The organism is Bacillus sp. MT(2024), from assembly GCF_036362845.1.
GTDB classification, from domain to species: domain Bacteria; phylum Bacillota; class Bacilli; order Bacillales; family Bacillaceae; genus Bacillus; species Bacillus velezensis.
The window spans coordinates 40,928-60,798 of record NZ_CP143632.1 but is presented as its reverse complement, the minus strand read 5'-3'; the positions used below and the strand labels follow the sequence as shown (position 1 = coordinate 60,798).

General features: G+C 44.3%; 24 protein-coding genes. 1 reads left to right on the top strand and 23 read right to left on the bottom strand.

Features of this window, described 5'->3' with window-relative positions; translation table 11 throughout:
* Positions 1-49: 49 nt before the first annotated feature.
* The 16 genes from pth to metG form a co-directional block, all read right to left on the bottom strand.
* Positions 50-616 carry an aminoacyl-tRNA hydrolase gene (gene pth / locus VP472_RS00330; RefSeq protein ID WP_004264652.1) on the bottom strand — a complete coding sequence of 189 codons (567 nt, stop codon included), beginning with the start codon at positions 614-616 and terminating at the stop codon, positions 50-52.
* An 84-nt stretch (positions 617-700) separates the two neighbouring features.
* On the bottom strand, positions 701-1,309 hold the full coding sequence (locus VP472_RS00325; RefSeq protein WP_004264654.1) for a 50S ribosomal protein L25/general stress protein Ctc: 609 nt from the start codon (positions 1,307-1,309) through the stop codon (positions 701-703).
* 84 nt (positions 1,310-1,393) lie between these two features.
* The gene (locus VP472_RS00320) at positions 1,394-2,347 is read right to left on the bottom strand and encodes a ribose-phosphate diphosphokinase (RefSeq protein WP_004264656.1); all 954 of its coding nucleotides are present in this window, start codon (positions 2,345-2,347) and stop codon (positions 1,394-1,396) included.
* Between the two features lie 21 nt (positions 2,348-2,368).
* Positions 2,369-3,739 (bottom strand): bifunctional UDP-N-acetylglucosamine diphosphorylase/glucosamine-1-phosphate N-acetyltransferase GlmU, encoded by a 1,371-nt coding sequence (glmU, locus tag VP472_RS00315; protein WP_070081261.1) that lies wholly within the window; start codon positions 3,737-3,739, stop codon positions 2,369-2,371.
* Between the two features lie 191 nt (positions 3,740-3,930).
* Entirely contained in the window at positions 3,931-4,224 is a 294-nt protein-coding gene (gene spoVG / locus VP472_RS00310; protein WP_004264660.1) for a septation regulator SpoVG, read from the bottom strand.
* A 194-nt stretch (positions 4,225-4,418) separates the two neighbouring features.
* On the bottom strand, positions 4,419-4,799 hold the full coding sequence (ridA, locus tag VP472_RS00305; RefSeq protein ID WP_004264663.1) for a 2-iminobutanoate/2-iminopropanoate deaminase: 381 nt from the start codon (positions 4,797-4,799) through the stop codon (positions 4,419-4,421).
* Entirely contained in the window at positions 4,796-5,653 is an 858-nt protein-coding gene (purR, locus tag VP472_RS00300; protein ID WP_004264666.1) for a pur operon repressor, read from the bottom strand. Before purR ends, ridA begins: the two co-directional genes overlap by 4 nt.
* A gap of 55 nt (positions 5,654-5,708) precedes the next feature.
* Positions 5,709-6,578, bottom strand: a complete 870-nt coding sequence (gene ispE, locus VP472_RS00295; RefSeq protein ID WP_004264668.1) for a 4-(cytidine 5'-diphospho)-2-C-methyl-D-erythritol kinase — start codon at positions 6,576-6,578, stop codon at positions 5,709-5,711.
* A gap of 143 nt (positions 6,579-6,721) precedes the next feature.
* A complete protein-coding gene (locus VP472_RS00290; protein ID WP_011996172.1) occupies positions 6,722-6,910 on the bottom strand; it encodes a small, acid-soluble spore protein, alpha/beta type in 189 nt (62 codons plus the stop codon).
* Positions 6,911-7,072: 162 nt separating this feature from the next.
* Entirely contained in the window at positions 7,073-7,333 is a 261-nt protein-coding gene (gene veg / locus VP472_RS00285; protein ID WP_003218330.1) for a biofilm formation stimulator Veg, read from the bottom strand.
* Between the two features lie 211 nt (positions 7,334-7,544).
* Positions 7,545-8,420: a sporulation peptidase YabG gene (yabG, locus tag VP472_RS00280; RefSeq protein ID WP_070081260.1), complete on the bottom strand. Its 876-nt coding sequence runs from the start codon at positions 8,418-8,420 to the stop codon at positions 7,545-7,547.
* Positions 8,421-8,592: 172 nt separating this feature from the next.
* Positions 8,593-9,474: a 16S rRNA (adenine(1518)-N(6)/adenine(1519)-N(6))-dimethyltransferase RsmA gene (gene rsmA / locus VP472_RS00275; RefSeq protein ID WP_004264694.1), complete on the bottom strand. Its 882-nt coding sequence runs from the start codon at positions 9,472-9,474 to the stop codon at positions 8,593-8,595.
* A complete protein-coding gene (rnmV, locus tag VP472_RS00270) occupies positions 9,464-10,027 on the bottom strand; it encodes a ribonuclease M5 (protein WP_004264696.1) in 564 nt (187 codons plus the stop codon). Before rnmV ends, rsmA begins: the two co-directional genes overlap by 11 nt.
* Before the next feature lie 134 nt (positions 10,028-10,161).
* Complete coding sequence (locus tag VP472_RS00265; RefSeq protein ID WP_088005470.1) at positions 10,162-11,487, bottom strand: resuscitation-promoting factor; 1,326 nt, start codon at positions 11,485-11,487, stop codon at positions 10,162-10,164.
* Between the two features lie 134 nt (positions 11,488-11,621).
* Positions 11,622-12,389, bottom strand: coding sequence for a TatD family hydrolase (locus tag VP472_RS00260; protein WP_032868379.1), 768 nt, complete (start codon positions 12,387-12,389; stop codon positions 11,622-11,624).
* 75 nt (positions 12,390-12,464) lie between these two features.
* Positions 12,465-14,456: a methionine--tRNA ligase gene (metG, locus tag VP472_RS00255; RefSeq protein WP_053573816.1), complete on the bottom strand. Its 1,992-nt coding sequence runs from the start codon at positions 14,454-14,456 to the stop codon at positions 12,465-12,467.
* A 482-nt stretch (positions 14,457-14,938) separates the two neighbouring features.
* On the opposite strand from metG, the gene abrB reads away from it, so the two are divergent.
* Complete coding sequence (gene abrB / locus VP472_RS00250) at positions 14,939-15,229, top strand: transition state genes transcriptional regulator AbrB (RefSeq protein ID WP_169510469.1); 291 nt, start codon at positions 14,939-14,941, stop codon at positions 15,227-15,229.
* A 49-nt stretch (positions 15,230-15,278) separates the two neighbouring features.
* On the opposite strand, the gene rsmI is transcribed toward abrB, so the two are convergent.
* Genes rsmI through VP472_RS00215 form a run of 7 tightly spaced genes read right to left on the bottom strand, consistent with a single transcriptional unit; the run spans position 15,279 to position 19,870 of the window.
* Entirely contained in the window at positions 15,279-16,160 is an 882-nt protein-coding gene (gene rsmI / locus VP472_RS00245) for a 16S rRNA (cytidine(1402)-2'-O)-methyltransferase (RefSeq protein ID WP_070081259.1), read from the bottom strand.
* Complete coding sequence (locus tag VP472_RS00240; protein WP_007409921.1) at positions 16,135-16,434, bottom strand: GIY-YIG nuclease family protein; 300 nt, start codon at positions 16,432-16,434, stop codon at positions 16,135-16,137. Before VP472_RS00240 ends, rsmI begins: the two co-directional genes overlap by 26 nt.
* A complete protein-coding gene (locus VP472_RS00235) occupies positions 16,421-17,164 on the bottom strand; it encodes a tRNA1(Val) (adenine(37)-N6)-methyltransferase (RefSeq protein WP_004264717.1) in 744 nt (247 codons plus the stop codon). Before VP472_RS00235 ends, VP472_RS00240 begins: the two co-directional genes overlap by 14 nt.
* 60 nt (positions 17,165-17,224) lie before the next feature.
* Entirely contained in the window at positions 17,225-17,584 is a 360-nt protein-coding gene (gene yabA / locus VP472_RS00230) for a replication initiation-control protein YabA (protein ID WP_004264720.1), read from the bottom strand.
* A 14-nt stretch (positions 17,585-17,598) separates the two neighbouring features.
* Positions 17,599-18,426, bottom strand: coding sequence for a competence/sporulation regulator complex protein RicT (ricT, locus tag VP472_RS00225; RefSeq protein ID WP_004264723.1), 828 nt, complete (start codon positions 18,424-18,426; stop codon positions 17,599-17,601).
* A 2-nt stretch (positions 18,427-18,428) separates the two neighbouring features.
* Positions 18,429-19,418 (bottom strand): DNA polymerase III subunit delta', encoded by a 990-nt coding sequence (holB, locus tag VP472_RS00220; protein ID WP_128574753.1) that lies wholly within the window; start codon positions 19,416-19,418, stop codon positions 18,429-18,431.
* An 11-nt stretch (positions 19,419-19,429) separates the two neighbouring features.
* A complete protein-coding gene (locus tag VP472_RS00215; RefSeq protein WP_004264730.1) occupies positions 19,430-19,870 on the bottom strand; it encodes a YaaR family protein in 441 nt (146 codons plus the stop codon).
* Position 19,871: the final 1 nt, after the last annotated feature.

Below are 19,871 nucleotides of genomic sequence, written 5' to 3'. Positions count from 1 at the left end.
CTGATGTGAAAAAATCATTTTTCCCTAGTATGGTCTCCCATTATTTATCTTATACATTTGCATTAAATTCGTTCATGACTTCTAAAAATGGTTTCGTTAAGGAAGCTTCGCAGGCTTTTACGGTTTTTGAGACGGCATCATTGATATGCGGCGCTTCTTCCTTCGTAAAAGCTCCCAGTACATAGTCAACGACTTTCATTCCGTTAACGGGGCGGCCGATTCCGATTCTGACCCGGTCAAATTCAGGGGTTCCGAGGTGCTGTATAAGCGATTTAATTCCGTTATGTCCGCCTGCGCTCCCCTTCGTCCGGAGCCTGATTTTTCCCGTCGGAAGATCAAGGTCATCGTATATGACTTTCAGATCTTCATGATCGGCATCATAATAATCCAGCAGCGGCCGCAAACATTCCCCTGATAAATTCATATATGTAAGCGGTTTAACAAGTAGAACTTTTTTTCCGGAAACAAACCCCATTCCGTAAAGTCCGTTGAATTTCGTTTTATTCAGTTCAATATTCCATTCTTTAGAAAGCTCGTCAATGGCCATAAAGCCGACATTATGTCTCGTGTTCTCATAGGTTTTTCCCGGGTTACCGAGACCGGCAATCACAAGCATCGTAAATCCTCCCTCAACATCGCTGTAATTCTTCTCATTCTAGCACAAAAGACGTAACCTCGGGCGGGTTACGTCTTAAAGCGCTTATTGATTTTCTCCTTCGGGCTCTTCCTCAGGAGACGGTTCTGCATCTTCTTCGAATGCTTCCTGCTTAGGAGGAAGGATGGAAGCCACGACTTCTTCCGGGTCGTTTGTAAATGTATAATTGCCGTCAGCAGTCAGATCTGCGATGGTCAGCACATCATTCATTTCAAGCCCGGAAATATCAACATTGATTGTCTGAGGGATGTCCTTCGGCTTAGCCTTGATCGAAAGCTCATGCAGCGGCTGCTGGATAACGCCTCCGTCTTTGACTCCTTTCGCCTCTCCCGTCAGCTGAATCGGCACCTCGGCCTCCAGCTCCTCACTCATATTCACGACTTGAAAATCGGCGTGCGTCAATTCGTTTTTGAGCGGGTCTGTCTGAAGATCAGTCACCATAACCGATTGCTGATTTCCGTTGACATCAATTGTGATAATCGTGTTTTTTCCTTCGTCCCGCAATGTTTTAAGCAATTCGACACTGTCTAAAGAGACAGGCGTATTCGTTATTTCTTTACCGTATATAATCCCTGGAACATGTCCTGAATGACGGATTTTCCGAAGCGTCGAACGTTTAAAATCTGTTCTTTCATTTGCTTTTAAAGTTGCCATATTCAGCACCATCCTAATTATCGTTTTATCGTCCTATTAGAACAATACCCACAATAACTGGGATTTAAACCTTAAAGTTTCGGTTTAGCTGAATAAATAGCTGACAGATTGTTTCTCGTGAACGCGGATAATCGCTTCAGCCAGAAGCGGTCCGACAGAAAGCTGCTTAAAGCGGTCGATTTTTTTCTCATCAGGAAGCTTAATGCTGTTCGTTACGACAAGCTCCTTGATTTTAGAGTTATTGATCCGCTCAACGGCAGGGCCTGACAATACAGGGTGCGTACAGCATGCATACACTTCTGCAGCTCCGTTTTCAACCAGCGCGTTAGCGGCAAGTGTGATTGTGCCGGCCGTATCAATAATATCATCGATCAGAATCGCTGTTTTTCCTTCCACGTTACCGACGATGTTCATCACTTCTACCTCATTCGGTCTAGGACGGCGTTTGTCGATAATCGCGATCGGCGCTTTCAGACGGTCCGCAAGTTTGCGGGCACGCGTCACACCGCCGTGGTCAGGAGAAACAATAACGATATCTTTCAAGTCTTTACCTTCAAAGTAATGGCCTAAAATCGGAACACCCATTAAGTGGTCAATCGGAATATCAAAGAAACCTTGAATTTGCGGCGCGTGTAAATCAAGCGCAATCACGCGTGTCGCACCCGCTGTTTCAAGCAGGTTTGCAAAAAGTTTTGCCGTAATCGGTTCACGTGATCTTGCTTTTCTGTCCTGGCGCGCATAACCGTAGTACGGAATCACAATGTTGATTGTTTTCGCGGAAGCGCGCTTTAGAGCGTCAACCATAATCAGCAATTCCATAATGTGCTCATTAACCGGCGCACTTGTAGACTGAATGATATAGCAATCACAGCCGCGAATACTTTCTTCTATGTTGATCTGGACCTCTCCGTCACTGAATCTTGTAACAGAGCACTTTCCTAATTGAACCCCTACATTATCCGCGATTTCTTTTGCAAGTTCTGGATTTGAATTCAAAGAAAAAATCTTTAAATTCTTATCTCCGTATTCGTTAGACATGGTAAACCTCCGATTTTAGGATTATTTTTTATGAATATTTTTCACATAATCTTCTTTATTTACTTGTCTTGCTCTGGCAATGGCAAGCGCTTCGCCCGGCACATCTTCAGTTACGGTTGAACCCGCAGCGACGTACGCGCCTTCTCCCACTGTGACAGGTGCGACCAGATTGGAGTTGCAGCCTATAAAAGCGCCGTCTTCAATCTTGGTTAAATATTTTTTCTTCCCATCATAATTGACCGTGATGGAGCCGCAGCCCAGATTCACATCCGTGCCCACTTCGGCATCACCGATATAGCTTAAATGAGATGCTTTGCTTCGGTCGCCGAATTTTGTTTTCTTAATTTCAACAAAGTTTCCGATCTTCACTTCATTGCCGATTGCGGAATCGGGTCTGATGTGAGCAAAAGGACCGATATTTACATCATTCCCAACTTTGCTGCGGTTGACAACGGATTGTTTAATCACGGTGCGGCTGCCGATTGAACTGTCCTCTATCTCAGTGTGAGGGCCGATGACACATTCATCGCCGATTTCAGCTTGTCCCTTTAACACAGTTCCGGGATAAATAACTGTATCTTGTCCGATACGCGCGTCAGGTGAGATGTACGTATTCATCGGATCGATTAAAGTGACTCCGTTCTGCATATGCCGTTTGTTAATACGCTCTTTCATATACATTTCAGCCTGAGAAAGAGCGACTCTATCATTCACTCCGAGCGTCTCTTGGAAGTTACCAGTCTGGTAAGCGGCAACAGTTTCGCCTTCGTCTTTGAGGATTTCGATCACATCCGGCAGATAATACTCGCCTTGGGCATTTTCATTCGAAACCTGTTCGATGACACGAAAAAGAGCCTCGTTATCAAAACAGTACGTTCCCGTGTTGATTTCTTTCACAAGACGTTCTTGCTCCGAAGCATCCTTGTGCTCCACGATTTTTTGAACGGCGCCGTCTTCACTGCGGATGATTCTTCCGTATCCGGCGGGATCGTCGGCAACGGCCGTTAACACCGTGGCTTTTGCACCTTTGTCTGTATGTTCATTCAGCATGGCTTCCATCGTCTCCGCCGTCAGAAGCGGTGTATCGCCGCAAATAACGATCGTGACACCCTTTTCTCCGTGAAGAAATGGTTTTGCCTGCTTGACCGCATGAGCCGTACCGAGCTGTTCTGCTTGGAGAGCGTAATCGCTTTTCTGTCCGAGCTGCTTCTTCACATCTTCGGCGCCGTGTCCTACGATGGTGACAAGCTTCGCTAAAGATAATTTCAGAGCTTCGTCTGCGACGTGCTCTACCATAGGCTTTCCGCATACCGGATGAAGGACCTTATAAAGCTTCGATTTCATTCTCGTTCCTTTTCCGGCAGCTAAAATCACTGCAAACCGCTTATCCATTTAATGGCCTCCAATATCCCTTTTATCCATAGAAAAATATATCCTAAATAGCTGTTGATTTCAAGAAGACATCAAAAAGTGCAAGAATTTTCTATGTAATCGCTTTATTACTGAAAAATCAGATTTAAAAAAGGACTGCCGGAAAAGGCCTTGTGTCAGCCTTTATCAGCAGTCCTTACATTTTGTTATGTTTAAGAAGCCCCGGCTTCTTCATATTCTAATGCTTCAGAATCACCCAAACGATGATACTCATTTAAAACAGCATCCTGGATCTTGCCCCGCGTGCTGGAATTAATAGGATGAGCAATATCGCGGAATTCTCCATCAGGGGTGCGTTTACTCGGCATCGCAACGAAAAGACCATTGTTTCCATCAATCACACGAATATCATGTACGACAAATTCGTGATCCAGCGTGATGGATGCAATCGCTCTCATGCGACCATCGGTATTCACGCGGCGTAATCTTACGTCAGTAACTTCCACAGTAGTTCACCACCTTTTCCCTATATAAAAGCATTAGTCTAACAATTCCACGATTCTTTTTAAATTCCTGCACGTTTCAAAAAGTTTTTTTGAAAATATAGGATATACATACACAATTAGGTGATAAACCATATTTGGGGATCATATACTGCATAAAAAAAGTGATCCCGGAGACCGGAACCACTTTCTGAGATTTAAGATTTCACCAGCGCAATGACTTCAATTTCCACGAGAGCGTCTTTCGGCAGTCTCGCCACTTCCACACAAGACCTTGCCGGCTTATGTACATCAAAGTATTGTCCGTACACTTCATTCACTTCCGCAAACTGCTCCATATCAGCAATAAATACCGTTGCTTTGACAACCGTCTCGAGAGAAGCGCCCGCTTCTTTCAGCACAGCTTTTAAATTGCTGAACACCTGATGCGTTTGTTCTGTGATATCACCGTTTACCATTTCTCCTTCAGCAGTAAGAGGAATCTGGCCTGAGCTGTAAAACATGTTGTTTACGATGATTCCCTGTGAATATGGCCCGATCGCTGCCGGCGCGTGTTTCGTATGGATTGCTTTTGTCATTTTTCTGTCTCCCCATTCTTTAAATGCTGTTCTTTAAAAAATCGCAGAAAATTGCCGTTTTGAATCTCAATCGTTTTGTCTTTCATATTGATGGTTGAAAGCGTGAGCAGTGACATGTATTCATCGACAAGCCGTTCATTCACTCCCTCGGCTTCAACCAAGACGCCTATTCCCGCGACGTTTGCATTAAACTCATCAAGCAGGCTGATCATGCCGTTAATGGTGCCGCCGGCTTTCATAAAGTCGTCAATAATCAAAACGTTCGAACCCGTAGCCAAACTTCTTTTCGCAAGCGACATTGTTTGAATGCGGTTAGACGACCCTGATACATAATTGATGCTCACCGTGGAGCCTTCAGTCACTTTATTGTCCTTTCGCACGATGACAACCGGAACGTTCAGATAACTGGCCGCTGCGTAAGCAAGAGGGATTCCTTTTGTCGCAACGGTCATCACCACATCAATCTCCCGCTCCGCAAAAACGGAAGCAAAAAGCCTGCCTACATGAGAGAGGACAGATGGTTTTCCTAAGATATCCGTTAAATATACATAACCGCCCGGAAGGATACGCTCAGGATTTACTAAAGACTGTCCCAGCTCCTGTATAAACGCTTCTGCTTCAGCCTGTTTCACTTTCGGAATGTATTTGACACCTCCGGCAGCTCCCGGCACTGTAAGCAGCGTCCCAATGCCTTGCTGTTCAAAGGTCTGTTTAATAATCGTTAAATCTTCACTGATTGATGACTTTGCTGATTGATACCGTTCTGAGAAAAACGTTAACGGTATTAATTCATGCGGATGGGTTAACAAATAATTTGTTAAGTCCACCAATCTGCCGCTGCGACGAAACTTCATGAACTTACCCCCAAAATCCGAATAATTTAAAAATAATATAACTTAACATACGGATTTAATCAAGAGCATTCTGTTCGCCGATCATCCGCACCGCGTACACTTGATCACAGAAACCTCTTAACCCGTTATAAATCCGCTGCACCTTAGATTCGTATTGAACCAAACCGAATACAGTCGGTCCGCTTCCGCTCATTAACACCGCATCAGCGCCGAAGCGTTTCATTTGATTTTTAATCATCGCCACCTCGGGATGGAGGCTGAGCGTAACCGACTCCAATACGTTCCCTAATTGTCCGCATACCTTTTGGAAGCTTTTTTCTTCAATCGCGTCAATCATCGCCTGCACATCAGGATGCCGAACCTGCTGTAAGTTCAGCCGGCGGTACACTTCGGCAGTCGATACCCCGATCGTCGGTTTGGCGAGCATGACCCAGCAATGAGGCGGAGCACTGATGTGCCTGATCTTCTCACCGCGTCCGGTTGCCAGGGCAGTGCCTCCGTATACACAGAAGGACACGTCTGAACCGATTTCAGCTCCAAGCTCTGCAAGCTCTTCGACAGAAAGCTTTAAATCCCAAAGCCTGTTCAGCCCTCTGAGCGTGGCTGCCGCATCGCTGCTTCCGCCGGCAAGCCCTGCCGCTACAGGGATCACCTTTGTAATCATAATCGAAACGCCTTTTTTGACTTGAAACCGTTCTTTAAGCAGTTTGGCTGCCTGATAAGCCAGATTCCTTTGATCATCCGGAACAAAGCGATTATGCGACGCCACTCTGATAACGTTTTCGGGCAGTTCTGTCAGTTCAATCCGATCTGCCAAATCAATTGTCGTCATGATCATCTCCACTTCGTGATAACCATCCGGGCGTTTACTCGTCACATCGAGGGACAGATTGATTTTGGCCGGCGCTTTTTCTAAAATACGCATAGCTTTCACCTACTTCTCCATCTAAACATAAGTATGAACATTGTATCACATTTGGAGACCCGGAGGTACTTATCCGAAATTGACGCCGGTTTTGACAGCCGATAGAAAAAACCGGGGAACGGATTGTCCCCCGGGCCACTGCATTATCGGTTATTTTGGTTCTGAGCCGCCATCTGCTGTTCGGCAATCTCGATCGCGCGCTTTACCATATTCCCGGCGTCACGCGCCCGAATGCCTCCCCAGCCCTCGTTTTTCACCGTATCGTAAAAACCAAGGTCCTTCGCCAGCTCATATTTGAACTCATCTGACATAACTCCACGACGTCTGCCCAAACGAAACAACCCCTTTTATAGAATTGATCACCATTCGTGCACGCCACGATAAAACATGTGACACCTATAGCTTCCGTTTAATCGGCTGAAACTTTCGAGGGAATAATTAGAAGAGCTTTAGAAGGCAAAACAAAAAGCAGTAAACAAAAGGTTCACTGCCCATTAAAATGCTACTGAGCTTGCCGCATCGTCATTGAATGTCAATTCAACAGTCTCAGTCAGAATATCAGCATAACTGTATGAAACTCTTTCAAACGAATTCTCGTCTTGATCTAGTTGTATCACAAAAACAGAAGGGTACGTCTCAGCTAAAATGCCCGAACGCTCAATCGTTTTTCGGCGGCCGCCGTTTGCTTTTAACGTAAGCCGTTTACCTAAATTCCCATCAAGCGATCTTTTTATATCGGACAACGTCTTCGCCATTGCATCCACCTCACTACATTTATTGTACAACAAGAGCCCAATTTTGTCAAATAAAATTTAAATTATATCAACGTTAATAAGTCATTGTCAACAAAATTATTTTGACAAAATTCTATTGATTTCTGCGTTATTTTTCACAAGTTCCGGAAATTTATGTATCAATATGTAAAATAATTAACCCGCATAGCGAAATATATGCGGGTTTTATCACTCATCCATTTGATTTATACGGCATACCGACACGCAGCACACCCTTCGTTTCAATTCCTCCCAGCCCTTTCTCTCTCGTCAGCGTATTTCTCAGGACATCCCATACATTGATCCGCTCCATAAACGGAGTGAAGCTGATTTTCGCGACAATATATACCGGGTCAAGCGCATGAATATTGACGCGTGACGGCGAACTTGCGAAATTCGCGCCCGCTCTGATTAAAGACTCGAAATGAGATTGGCAGGCCCCCGCGAATATGACCAGCTGATCCAAATGAGGGACTTTACGCCTCGCTCTCTGAACGGTTTCGACAAAGTGTTTGGAATGCCTGTAGGCGCTTAAATCGTTCACGTCTCCCTTATGCTTGGAATATGCATCATGGCCGGTGATGACTAAAATATCCGGCCTGTATTTATCAAGCAGCTCGTCAATTGACGCCGGCATTTTTTTTTCATGGCAATGAATTCCGTATACCGGCACACCGATTTTTTCATAAAAGTTCAGGCACTTTTTCAAATAGGCCTCATCGCCGTCCAGATGCAATACCTTTCCGGGCATATGAAAGTAGTGCTCCTGATGCTGATATTGATTTGTCGCATAATATTCCTGTTTTTCCCGAAGCAGCTTATAATCCTGGCGGAGCAGCTCGAGAGATTCATTCATCCTGCTTTCATCTCTTTTCTTTCTCATGGCCTGTTCGTCTTTTCTGACAGGCTCCAAATCAGAAAAATCAGCATCCGCAATCAATCTGACTTCGTCACCATGCAGGATGGCAATTGAATTTCCATTGCTTGTTTGCTCTATACCGATAATGCGAAATAAAACATCCATTTGATAGGATTTCCTGGCTACCATATCTCCTATTTGAAATTGCACGTTACCCACTCCACAAATAGACTAAGCCTCATCATGAAAGAAGTCTTGGCAAATGCACCTCTTTCCGCTGCGGCGCTTGATGTTTCAAGCTTTTCTTGCAGTTGAATGAATAAGGTTCTCCTCTAGCCTATGTAGCGGCAGTCCAAGTGGTGACGCAAAACAAAAAGCCCTCTTAGAAAAGGGCTTTATGCAATCCGTTGGACAAGAGCGCGAATTCTTCTATGGACAGGGATTCACCGCGCCGCTTTCCGTCAATATTCGTTTCTTGAAGAACTTCTTCAATTTGAGCTTTTTTCTCTTTCCCGCCCGGAAGATTGTTCACAAGGTTGTTCAGCAAGGTTTTCCGGCGCTGTGCGAAGCTTGCTTTAATCAGCTGGAAGAAAAACGGTTCATTATCGACGTCAACCGCCGGGCCGTCACGAAGCAAGAGACGGATGACGGCGGAATCGACATTAGGCTGAGGCACAAACACTGTTTTCGGGACGGTCATGACGGTTTTGGCCTCCGTATAGAACTGAACCGCAATGGAAAGCGATCCGTACTCCTTAGAGGAAGGATCAGCGGCCATCCGCTCAGCGACCTCTTTTTGCAGCATCACGACAATTCCTTTTAACGGAAGATGTTCTTCCAAAAGCTTCATGATGATCGGCGTCGTCACATAATATGGGAGATTCGCCGTCACCATAATTTCATCACAATCCTGAAACTGCTCTTCAATGACGGATTTGACGTCTGCTTTCAGCACATCTTGATGAATGATCGTTACATTGTCATATGGAGACAGCGTATCATTGAGAATGGGCAGCAGGCGCTGATCAATTTCAAACGCGACGACCTTTTTCGCCCGTTTGGCAAGCTGCTCTGTCAGCGCGCCGATTCCGGGCCCGATTTCAATGACTCCGGTCCGATCCGTAATTTCCGCATGGTCCACAATTCTGTCCAATATATTTGTATCAATTAAGAAATTCTGTCCCAGACTCTTTTTAAAAGAGAAACCGTACTTTTTCAGAATTTCCTTCGTTCTGATAGGTGTCGCGATATCTTTATTGTTCATCCTGTTCCTCCTGCCTCATAGCATCGAGCGCATCAATAAAATCACTTCTTTTGATTTGAAACATTTGCAGCCGTTTTTGAAGCTGCTTGCCGTTTGTATAGCCGATCTTCAGCAGGTCGCCCAATCGTTCGCGGCGTCTTTTGGCAGCCGGTCCGCCGATCAGACCGGCCTGTATGACATCTTCAGCTGAAATCTCACTCGGCTTTGCCTCCATCTCTTCATGCACATTTTCCAGACATGCTCTGATGCTTTCAATGGATGCGTGCTCAACGCCAATGCCGCGCTTGTTTTTCGGTTTGGCAAGATGTTTGGGCAGAAATGCGTGTTTACAGCCGGGTACTGCTTCAGAAATGGTTTTCCGGATCTTCTCCCCCGGAAAATCCGGGTCCGTCAGCACGATAACCCCTCTCGTTTCCTGCGCCAGCCGAATCTGCCTGATGACTTCGTCTCCGATTGCGGAACCGTTTGTCTCGATCGTATCCGCATCAACGGCAAGTTTTATGCGCGCAGTGTCATCGCGTCCCTCGACTACTATAATTTCTTTAATTTTCATTACTTCCTCCAAAAAAACTTTTTATATCCAAAACGAAACCTTTGCTTGCATGTCACGTCTAATATACTGAAAATACACTTTACCTATTATAACGAAAAAAACAGAGGGCGCAAAACCCTCTGAATGAATCGGAATTAATTTAAGATTTTTATTTTGACCTGTTTCTTTCCCCAGCGGTAAGCTGAAGATTTTTCAGGGAAAAAGACATCAATCCGTCTTCCTTTAATGGCTGAGCCTGTATCAGCGGCCACGGCATCCCCGTATCCGTCTACGTGGACTCTTGTGCCGAGCGGGATGACGCTTGGGTCTACCGCAATGACTTTGGCATTCGGATTGCTTGTCAGGTTAACGCCTGTAGCCGTTTGGCCGGAACAGCCGCTGCAGCTTGCGGTATAAGCCGTGGAAGACACGGTAATCACTTTACCGGAAGATCCGGTTTCGCCCGAAGATGCCTTCACAGGTGCACTGAGCTGCTCAATCTTGGGACTGTGCCGCTTTGTGCCGACCGCAATGATCTGATCTTTGCTTTTTTCAGATGTTTCTTCTTTGACAAGCTTTCTTGATACTTCTTTTCCGTTTTCTTTGACAACGTGAAAATGCTTTTTAAGTTTGCCTTCTTTTCCTTTTTGAACGATCTTTTCTTTCCCGCTGTCGAGAGACGCATCTTCTTTTTCTTTCACTTGATACGCTATTTTTTCCTCAACTACATCGGTGACTTTTTCGATACGAGTGATTTGTATGCCGGCCTGATTTTTTGTGAGCTTTTCGTGTAATGCCGGTTTTACTTTATCTTCGTCTTTCATGTCCATCTTATGCTGCGTTAAAAAGTCAGCGACCGTAGTCGAAGTCGTCCATATTTTCTTTTTCTTTCCCGCATCATTTACAGTGACCTGAAAAGCCGGGTCGACCGTGACTTTCATGCCGTTTGTCACTTTCGTATCTGCTGCTGGATCTATTTTATCGTGCTGATTCACAGGTGTATGCTGTTCGTTCAGAAATGCGCCGACTGTTTTTGCCGTTGACCATAAAGTCTTTTCTTCTCCGCCTCTTGTCACACGGATCTGCTTTGCAGCATCATACACGACATTCATGTTGTCTGCCAATGCTGTCTGCTTAGACGGGGTAATCCGGTCTTCATTTCTCGTCTCTATATGTAAATCTTCCAGAAGTTCCCCAACCGTTTTTGCATGAGTGCGTATTTGCTTTTTCTTGCCGTTGATGGAAACAGAAACTGATTGTTTTGAGAGCTCATGTGCCCCGTATGCAGTCCCGGTTCCGCCCAGCAGAATAATAGCTGCAATAAGAATAACCTTGCTTTTACCAAGCTTTACGGAAAACAGTTTTTTCATTTTTTGTGTGATGAAAAACGCCTCCTTCTCCTCGGAGAGATTATATAGAGTATCTAAAATGCTGTCAACCCTCCCATCTCGAAGATGAAAAACCTTCAGCGTATCCCTCATTATGCAAAAACAAAGCAAAAAAAGGAAGAGAGACATATCGACAACCTATCTTATGAGGAGAAGGAAGCTTGTAGAACCGTTATACATATCCACTGAATCGGACAAGCTTTTACACGTTATGACAGCGCATTCTGTCAGTTCATGCGGAAAAGTCTTTTTGCGTTTTCGGTTGTAATTGAGGCAATTTCTTCATATGTCAGCCCTTTTAATTCAGCGAGCTGTTCAGCAACATATTTTACGTAGCTTGGCTCATTTCGTTTGCCGCGGAAAGGATGCGGTGTCAGGAAAGGACAGTCCGTTTCAATCAGCAAACGGTCATTCGGAATTTCCTTTGCTACTTCTTTTGGTTTCTTCGCGTTTTTGAAGGTAACCGGTCCGCCGAATGAAATATAGAAATTCATATCCATACACTGCCGCGCAACCTCCGCGCTCCCTGTAAAGCAGTGCATAATGCCGCCGACTTCTTCCGCTCCCTCTTCTTTCAAAATTGTGACAACATCTTCCGTTGCATCACGATTATGAATGATAATTGGAAGGTTCACTTCTTTGGCGAGAGCGATTTGTTTCCGAAATACTTCTTTTTGAATGTCTTTTGGTGATTTATCCCAGTGGTAATCAAGGCCCATCTCTCCGATCGCCACGACTTTTTCGTGAGAGGACAGTTCCTTAATCCATGATAAATCTTCCTCTGTCATGTCAATTGCGTCTACCGGATGCCAGCCGATCGCAGCGTATATAAAGTCATATTCCTCAATCAGCTCCATCGCACGCGTGATAGTGGGTTTGTCGAACCCGACAACGACGATTCGTTCAACTTTTTCAGCCTTTGCACGCGCAATGACTTCCTCTAAGTCTGTGTCAAATTGCTCGGCATTTAAGTGCGCATGTGTATCAAAAAGCATCATAAAAACTCCTTTCTTGTTGAAAAACAAAAGGTGTTCGACGGAATGTTACACGTGAAACACCTTTTGCCCCTATTATTTAATTCGAGTGCCTTTCGGTAATGACTGGTCGACAGCTACAACTTTGAGAACGCCGTCCGATTCTCCTGCCAGTATCATTCCTTGAGAAAGCTCGCCTCTCAGTTTTACCGGTTTTAAATTCGTTACACAAATGATCTTCATTCCCACAAGCTGATCCGGTGTGTAATGCTTCGCGATACCTGATACAACTTGGCGCTGTTCAAAGCCCAGATCAATTTGCAATTTCAGCAGCCGATCTGCTTTTTTCACCGGCTCTGCGGACAAGACTTCTGCGACGCGAAGTTCTGTATCCATAAATTGATCAAACGTAATTTCAGGAAGACGCTCTGCTTCTTGCGGCTCTTCCGCCTTTTCTTCTTTAGCAGGAGCAGTTCCTTGCATTTTTTGCTTGATATAAGCTACTTCTTCTTCAGCTTCAAGACGAGGGAAAAGCGGTTCCCCTTTTTTCACTTTCGCGTTCTTCAATTGGCCGAATGTCTGAATGCTGTCCCAAGCTTTAAGAGACTGATCCTCAACTCCGAGCTGGGCAAACATTTTTTCAGGTGTCTGCGTCAAGAAAGGCTGGAGCAATACGGCCGAAATACGCAATGATTCAGCTAAATGATACATGACAGAACGTAATTCTTTTTCTTTTTCCTGATCTTTAGCAAGCACCCACGGAGCAGTTTCATCAATATATTTGTTCGTACGGCTGATTAATTGCCATAGCGTTGATAAAGCGACTGAGAACTCCATGTTTTCCATTGCCTTTTCATAAGCTTTAACCGTTTCACCGGCTACAGAAGAAAGCTCTGAATCAAAATCGGTCACATTTCCTTCATATGAACCAATCTCGCCGTCAAAATATTTTTGGATCATTGCGACTGTACGATTCAGAAGGTTTCCTAAGTCGTTCGCCAAGTCATAATTAATCCGTTCTACGAAACCTTCCGGCGTAAAGACACCGTCTGAACCGAACGGTACTTCGCGAAGCAGGTAATAACGAAGTTCATCCAAGCCGTAGCGTTCAATTAACGTTACCGGATCAACGACATTTCCTTTTGATTTCGACATTTTTCCGTCTTTCATCAATAACCAGCCATGCGCGAATACTTGCTTAGGCAGCGGTAGATCAAGCGCCATCAGCATAATCGGCCAGTAAATGGTATGAAAACGGACAATTTCTTTACCGACAAGGTGAACGTCAGCCGGCCAGTACTTTTTGTAAAGCTCATCATTTTCCGTATCGTAACCGAGCGCTGTAATATAGTTGAACAGTGCGTCAATCCATACATACACGACATGCTTCGGATTTCCCGGCACTTTTACGCCCCAGTCGAACGTCGTTCTGGAAACGGCCAAATCTTCAAGCCCCGGTTTAATGAAGTTGTTAATCATTTCATTTTTGCGTGATTCAGGCTGGATGAAAGAAGGATTGTCCTCATAAAACTTCAGCAGGCGATCTGCATATTTGCTCATGCGGAAGAAGTATGACTCCTCTTTGATTAATTCGACCGGGTGGCCGCTGTCAGGGCTTTTTCCGCCGACAACCTCACCCTTCTCATTTCGTTCCACATCCACCAGCTGTGTTTCCGTATAGAATGTTTCATCAGGGATGCTGTACCAGCCCTCATACTCATCCAGGTAAATGTCACCATTATCAAGAAGTTTTTGAAACACTTTCTCGATAATTTCTTTGTGCCGGCTTTCCGTCGTCCGGATGAAATCATCGTGAGAAATGTCGAGCTGCTTCCATAGTTTTTGGATTTCAGCAACTGCGCGATCCACATAAGCTTGAGGCGTGATATTCTCTTCCTCCGCTTTCTGCTGGATTTTCTGTCCGTGCTCATCCGTTCCGGTTAAGTAGCGTACGTCAAATCCTTTTAATCTTTTGTAACGCGCCATCGCATCGCCGGCCACGGTAGTATAAGCATGGCCGATATGTAATTTTCCGCTCGGATAATATATCGGGGTCGTAATATAAAAAGTATTATTGTCTTGCGGCATGTTGCAACCTCCCATTCAGAATGTCGAAAAGCTCACGCCCAAAGGACGAGAGCGGTTTTATTTGATATACAATATTGATATTTGTCCTCTATCTATGATACCATCTTAGCCTTTAAGATCAAGGATATATACGTACTGCGCGTAAAAGAGTAAATAAAATTAAAAATTTTTATTGAAATTAAAAAAAGTCTTAACATGTCGAAATTTGTCGTATATAATCTACTAATATAAAACATCTTGGTTCGAAAGTCTTGATTTAAAAGGATTTTCAGTAGGATAATAGGTTCGAAAAAGCAGTCAAAAAGCCTGTTATTTCAGGATTTCCAAGGCTTTACTTACTATAAGAACTAATTCTTACAAACAATAGCAAACAAAAAGATTGACGATTATTGGAAACCTTGTTATGCTAGGAATGTAAGGAATTTTGTCGAATAATGACGAAGAAAAATATAAACTACAAATAATTATCTCTCGGGAGGAGACTGTTAATGAAATCTACTGGTATCGTACGTAAAGTTGATGAACTTGGACGCGTCGTTATCCCTATCGAACTTCGCCGTACACTGGGCATCGCAGAAAAAGACGCTCTTGAAATTTATGTTGATGATGAAAAAATCATCCTTAAAAAATATAAACCAAACATGACTTGCCAAGTAACTGGTGAAGTTTCTGATGATAACCTTAAACTTGCCGGCGGTAAATTGGTACTCAGCAAAGAAGGCGCTGAGCAAATCATCTCTGAAATTCAAAACCAGCTTCAAAACCAAAAATAAGCTATTTCATACAAAAACCGTTCTTGTTACGACACAAGAACGGTTTTTTTTATGATTGAATGTGATAAGCGTCATAAATCTCGCGTTTCGGTACGTCCCGATCTACCGCTGTTTGTTTTATGGCCTGTTTGGAAGAGGATCCTTCATTTATGTAATGCTCCACATGTTCTTTCTCAGAAAGCTCCGTCCACCAAGGCTTTTCCTCTTCATCCGGTTCATCGCCTTGATTGCCTTCGACAACGAGACAGAACTCACCGCGGATTTGATCTTCATTTGCCCATTCAAGCACCTCGGCGATGGTTCCTCTGATGAATTCCTCGTACTTTTTCGTTAATTCCCTCGTGACGGCGATGGTTCGATTACCCAAAACGTCATGCATTGCTGTTAATGTTTCTTTTAATCTGTGCGGCGCTTCGTAAAATATCATCGTTTCCTGCCGTTTTTTCAGGAGTTCGAGTTCTTTCTTCTTTTCTTTTTTCTGTCTGTTTAAGAATCCGTAGAAGAAAAACGGCTGCGGGGTGATCCCTGATGCGGTCAGCGCGGTTAATGCCGCATTTGCACCCGGAAGCGGAACGACATATCCGCCGATTTGGGTGAAATCTCTCACAATCTCAGCCCCCGGGTCGGAAATTGTCGGCATACCGGCATCACTGACCAATGCCACATTCTTTCCGCTTTTCAGCCATTCAATGATTTTATGGCCGCTGCTTTCTTTATTATGTTCATGATAGCTGATGAGAGATGTTTCTATGTCATAAACATGGCACAGCTTTTTCGTCTGTCTCGTATCTTCGGCAGCTATGACATCGGCCGATTTCAGCGTCTCTACTGCACGAAAGGTCATGTCCTCCAAATTGCCGATCGGTGTAGGAACAAGGTACAGAGTTCCCATTTCAGATTTTCCGTTAAAACTCATCTGGCGTCTTAACATATACAGCCTCCTTGCTGCGTCGTTTTTCTTCTATATATTGCTCTTTTTTCTTTCGGGTCAGCTGTTTAAAACGGTATTCCGCCTGCATCGCTTCCCGTTTTGTTTCAAATGATTCCGCATGGCATAACGAAACCGGCCTTCTCGCCCTTGTATATTTCGCGCCCTTTCCCTCATTGTGGGTTTTCAGCCGTTTTTGCAGATCATTTGTATAACCGGCATACAGACTGTTGTCATTGCACAGCAGCACATAAAAGAAATGGCTATTTGTCTCCATATAAAATCGTGCGGATCTCTTTCGTATATTCATTTTGTTCATTGTATACAAAGAGCGGGGGAAGAATTTTGAGATCAGGGCGGCCGCCTTTAATTCCTTCAACCAAAATGGTATTCGCTTCTTTACCTTGTTTCGGATAAATAAACTGAACCCGTTTCGGTTCTATTCGGTATGCTTTCATTAATTCAAAGATTTCCAGAAGCCTCCCCGGCCGATGAACGAGAGCCGCTTTTCCGCCTTGCTTCAGCAGTTTGCTGCTGACGGAAATCACATCTTCAAGCGTGCAAAGGATTTCGTGCCTTGCGATTCTGAGATGCTCGTTCAGGTTCTGCTCCGCCTCTTTCGGTGTTTTAAAATAAGGCGGATTGCAGGTGACAACATCATATTTATTATGTCCGAGTCTTTCCGGCATATTTTTCAGATCATCATGAATGAGACTGATCTGACCGCCCAGCCCGTTGTATTCCACGCTTCGGAGCGCCATATCATACAAGCGTTCCTGAATTTCAACCCCGGTGATATCGGCTTTTGACCTTGTGCTGAGCAAAAGCGGCACAATGCCGTTCCCCGTGCATAAATCAACGATGTTCCCCTTTTGAATCGGAACGTATGCAAACTTAGACAGCAGCACGGCATCTAATGAAAAAGCGAAAACCGTCGGACTCTGTACTATTTTCATATCCTCTGCTAATAAGTAATCCAATCTTTCATCATCACGTAATGAAACCATAATCTTATTCCTTTCGGCACTCTTTGAAAAAGGCTTCCGACATCAGCGGAAGCCTTTTCCTTATTTTTTATTTAAGAAGGACAGACAAAAAAGGCAATCTCCCTTGCGGACGCTCCCATAATGGACGTTGCAAATATGAAAGCCTTCTTGATACAGCCGGGCCAGATTGTCGTACCCTTCTCCTATATCACTCTGCTCTGCCTTCTGTGTTTTTGTTTCTTTCTGATCGGCTTTGAATTTCTCAATTTGCTCCGTCGTGTCATCAAGCCGCTTACGCAAATGCTTATTTTCAAGCTGAAGATGGTGATTCTCTTCAATCATTTCGCCGATATGCTGCTTTAAGTCACCCAGCTGACGGTACAGCGAACCGATTTGTTCCTCCAGGTTTATGACAGTATCAAATAACTCTTTTTTATCCAAGGTTCCACACCTCGTTAATCTGTGGTTTGTGCGGATACGACGCCCTCTTCCAAGAGCTCTTCCCAAGTATATTCTATCACTTTTTCACGATTCTTCAGTTCCACCTGAAGCACCCGTTCCAGAATATTAAGACCGACAACCTTTGCGGGGCCGTTTGCCGTCGTAATCATTTCGCCTAAATCCGGCAGCTGTTCTTTTGCCGTCTCATACTCATCATTTTCGTACTTCAAACAGCACATCAAACGGCCGCACAGACCGGAAATCTTCGTTGGGTTCAACGATAAATTTTGATCCTTCGCCATTTTGATGGACACCGGTTCAAAATCACCGAGGAACGTGGAGCAGCAAAGCATTCTCCCGCATGGTCCGATACCGCCGAGCATTTTCGCCTCGTCCCTTACCCCGATTTGGCGCAATTCGATTCTCGTTTTAAAGATAGAAGCCAAGTCTTTGACCAATTCCCTGAAATCAACCCGTCCGTCTGCCGTAAAGTAAAAAATGACTTTATTGCGGTCAAACGTAAATTCAACATCAACCAGCTTCATATCTAAGCCGTGGTCAGCCACTTTTTTCTGACAGACTTCAAAAGCGGACAGGGCCTCCTGTTTGTTTTCTTCTACAATGAGAAGATCGCGTTCATCAGCAACGCGAATGACCTTTCGAAGCGGAAGCACAACATCATGCTCGTCCACTTGTTTATTTGCGATGACAACCTGCCCGTATTCGACACCTCTTACGGTTTCAACAATGACGCAGCTGTCTTGTTCTATATCAAATCCGTTCGGATCAAAATAATAAATTTTCCCCGCTTTTTTAAAGCGGACGCCTATTACGTTGTACAAGCTTATCCCTCCTGCAACGTTAACACCAAGTGCTCCATTAATCCCTGCACATTCACATTGGAATGAAGCCGTTTTTTTGCTTCTAAAACAGCGAGAATTTGGTTCGTAACGCTTTGTTGTGTAAATTGCAGCGCATGCTGTTTTATTGATTGGAATAAGTCTTGATAAATCAGTTTATCTTCATTTCCAATTTGGATGGATAATACATCACGGTATATCAATAAGAGCATATCAAGACCCATTTCTTGATGGGTTTTTTCTTTGAAAAAGGGCACCCACTGATCCTGAATGAAGAAAAAGGCATGTCCTTTCCGCTGATGTAAGACTTCATACAATTTTATCACTTTCGCTCTGGACTCTGCAAACTCATCATTTCGACTTAATTCGACTGCTTCTGCAATATTATTTGTCATATTTGCTAAGAGCCGGGCCATGTGAGGGCTCACTTCCTGTTCAATCAGTCTTTCTTCTATGGCTTTCGGCTGAAGCGGCTGGAACGGAAGAACCTGACATCTCGAAACGATGGTATCCAGTATTCGGTGGAGCTGCTCAGTAAGCAGAATTGCGATGGTGTCTTGACTCGGCTCCTCTAAAAACTTCAGCAGACTGTTTGCCGCATTTGTCGTCATTTGATCCGCATGGGATATAATGTACAGCTTTTTATGCGATTCCAGCCCCGTTTTGGAAAACTCTTCCTGAAGCGATTGGATCTGAGCCTTTTTAATGGATAATCCGTCGGGCTGAACCACATGCAGGTCGGGATGGTTTCCGGATTCGATACGCTTACAGTTCCGGCACTCTCCGCAAGGCTCAGTCCCGTCTTCAAGGCAAAAAAAGCTTTTTGCGAGAAGCAGTGCGGCATCCAATTTGCCCGTACCTTTTTTGCCTTCAAACAGATATGCGTGAGAAAGCCTTTTCTTTTCAATGCTGTTATGCAAAAGCCTCATCACTCTGGGCTGCTGCCCGGTCATTTCCTTCCATGATATTGCCATTGTATCACTCTCTATGTGTAAAGGTTAATCAATAAACCTTTTATTTCTCCGATTCGATCCAGCAAATCAATTGCCGGTTTTTCCTGATCTAACATTTCTTCCGTCAGCTGAAGCAGTTTTTCATCTATTTCTTTCACAAGCCCCAGGGTCCGGCTGCTGCCGTACAGGTCAAAGCTTTTCTCCGTCTCATGCGATAATCCGCTGTCTACGGCCTCTTTTACAAAACGTTTTACCAATCCTTTGAATTTCGCTAAGTCTTTGAAGTTTCTCGACTTCGTCAGCCTTTTCCCGAACGTTTCTATATCCGTTAAGAACCTGCTCAGCTGATCAAATTTCAGCTTGCTGCTTTGGCTGTCCATTGAACTTTTAAACGTTCCGGAAAGCTCTGCCGCTTTATAAGCAGGCTGCTGCTTTTTCTCAATAAATGTACGTAAGTCAGAATTTATTTTCACG

Bases quoted from the DNA above. Each gene is read 5' to 3' on its own strand.
- pth (WP_004264652.1), bottom strand. From the start codon at position 616: ATGCTTGTGATTGCCGGTCTCGGTAACCCGGGAAAAACCTATGAGAAC.
- VP472_RS00325 (WP_004264654.1), bottom strand. From the start codon at position 1,309: ATGGCAACTTTAAAAGCAAATGAAAGAACAGATTTTAAACGTTCGACG.
- VP472_RS00320 (WP_004264656.1), bottom strand. From the start codon at position 2,347: ATGTCTAACGAATACGGAGATAAGAATTTAAAGATTTTTTCTTTGAAT.
- glmU (WP_070081261.1), bottom strand. From the start codon at position 3,739: ATGGATAAGCGGTTTGCAGTGATTTTAGCTGCCGGAAAAGGAACGAGA.
- ridA (WP_004264663.1), bottom strand. From the start codon at position 4,799: ATGACAAAAGCAATCCATACGAAACACGCGCCGGCAGCGATCGGGCCA.
- purR (WP_004264666.1), bottom strand. From the start codon at position 5,653: ATGAAGTTTCGTCGCAGCGGCAGATTGGTGGACTTAACAAATTATTTG.
- ispE (WP_004264668.1), bottom strand. From the start codon at position 6,578: ATGCGTATTTTAGAAAAAGCGCCGGCCAAAATCAATCTGTCCCTCGAT.
- veg (WP_003218330.1), bottom strand. From the start codon at position 7,333: ATGGCGAAGACGTTGTCCGATATAAAAAGATCGCTTGATGGGAATTTA.
- rsmA (WP_004264694.1), bottom strand. From the start codon at position 9,474: ATGAACAATAAAGATATCGCGACACCTATCAGAACGAAGGAAATTCTG.
- rnmV (WP_004264696.1), bottom strand. From the start codon at position 10,027: ATGAAAATTAAAGAAATTATAGTAGTCGAGGGACGCGATGACACTGCG.
- VP472_RS00265 (WP_088005470.1), bottom strand. From the start codon at position 11,487: ATGAGGGATACGCTGAAGGTTTTTCATCTTCGAGATGGGAGGGTTGAC.
- VP472_RS00260 (WP_032868379.1), bottom strand. From the start codon at position 12,389: ATGCTTTTTGATACACATGCGCACTTAAATGCCGAGCAATTTGACACA.
- metG (WP_053573816.1), bottom strand. From the start codon at position 14,456: ATGCCGCAAGACAATAATACTTTTTATATTACGACCCCGATATATTAT.
- rsmI (WP_070081259.1), bottom strand. From the start codon at position 16,160: ATGTTAAGACGCCAGATGAGTTTTAACGGAAAATCTGAAATGGGAACT.
- VP472_RS00240 (WP_007409921.1), bottom strand. From the start codon at position 16,434: ATGGAGACAAATAGCCATTTCTTTTATGTGCTGCTGTGCAATGACAAC.
- VP472_RS00235 (WP_004264717.1), bottom strand. From the start codon at position 17,164: ATGGTTTCATTACGTGATGATGAAAGATTGGATTACTTATTAGCAGAG.
- holB (WP_128574753.1), bottom strand. From the start codon at position 19,418: ATGGCAATATCATGGAAGGAAATGACCGGGCAGCAGCCCAGAGTGATG.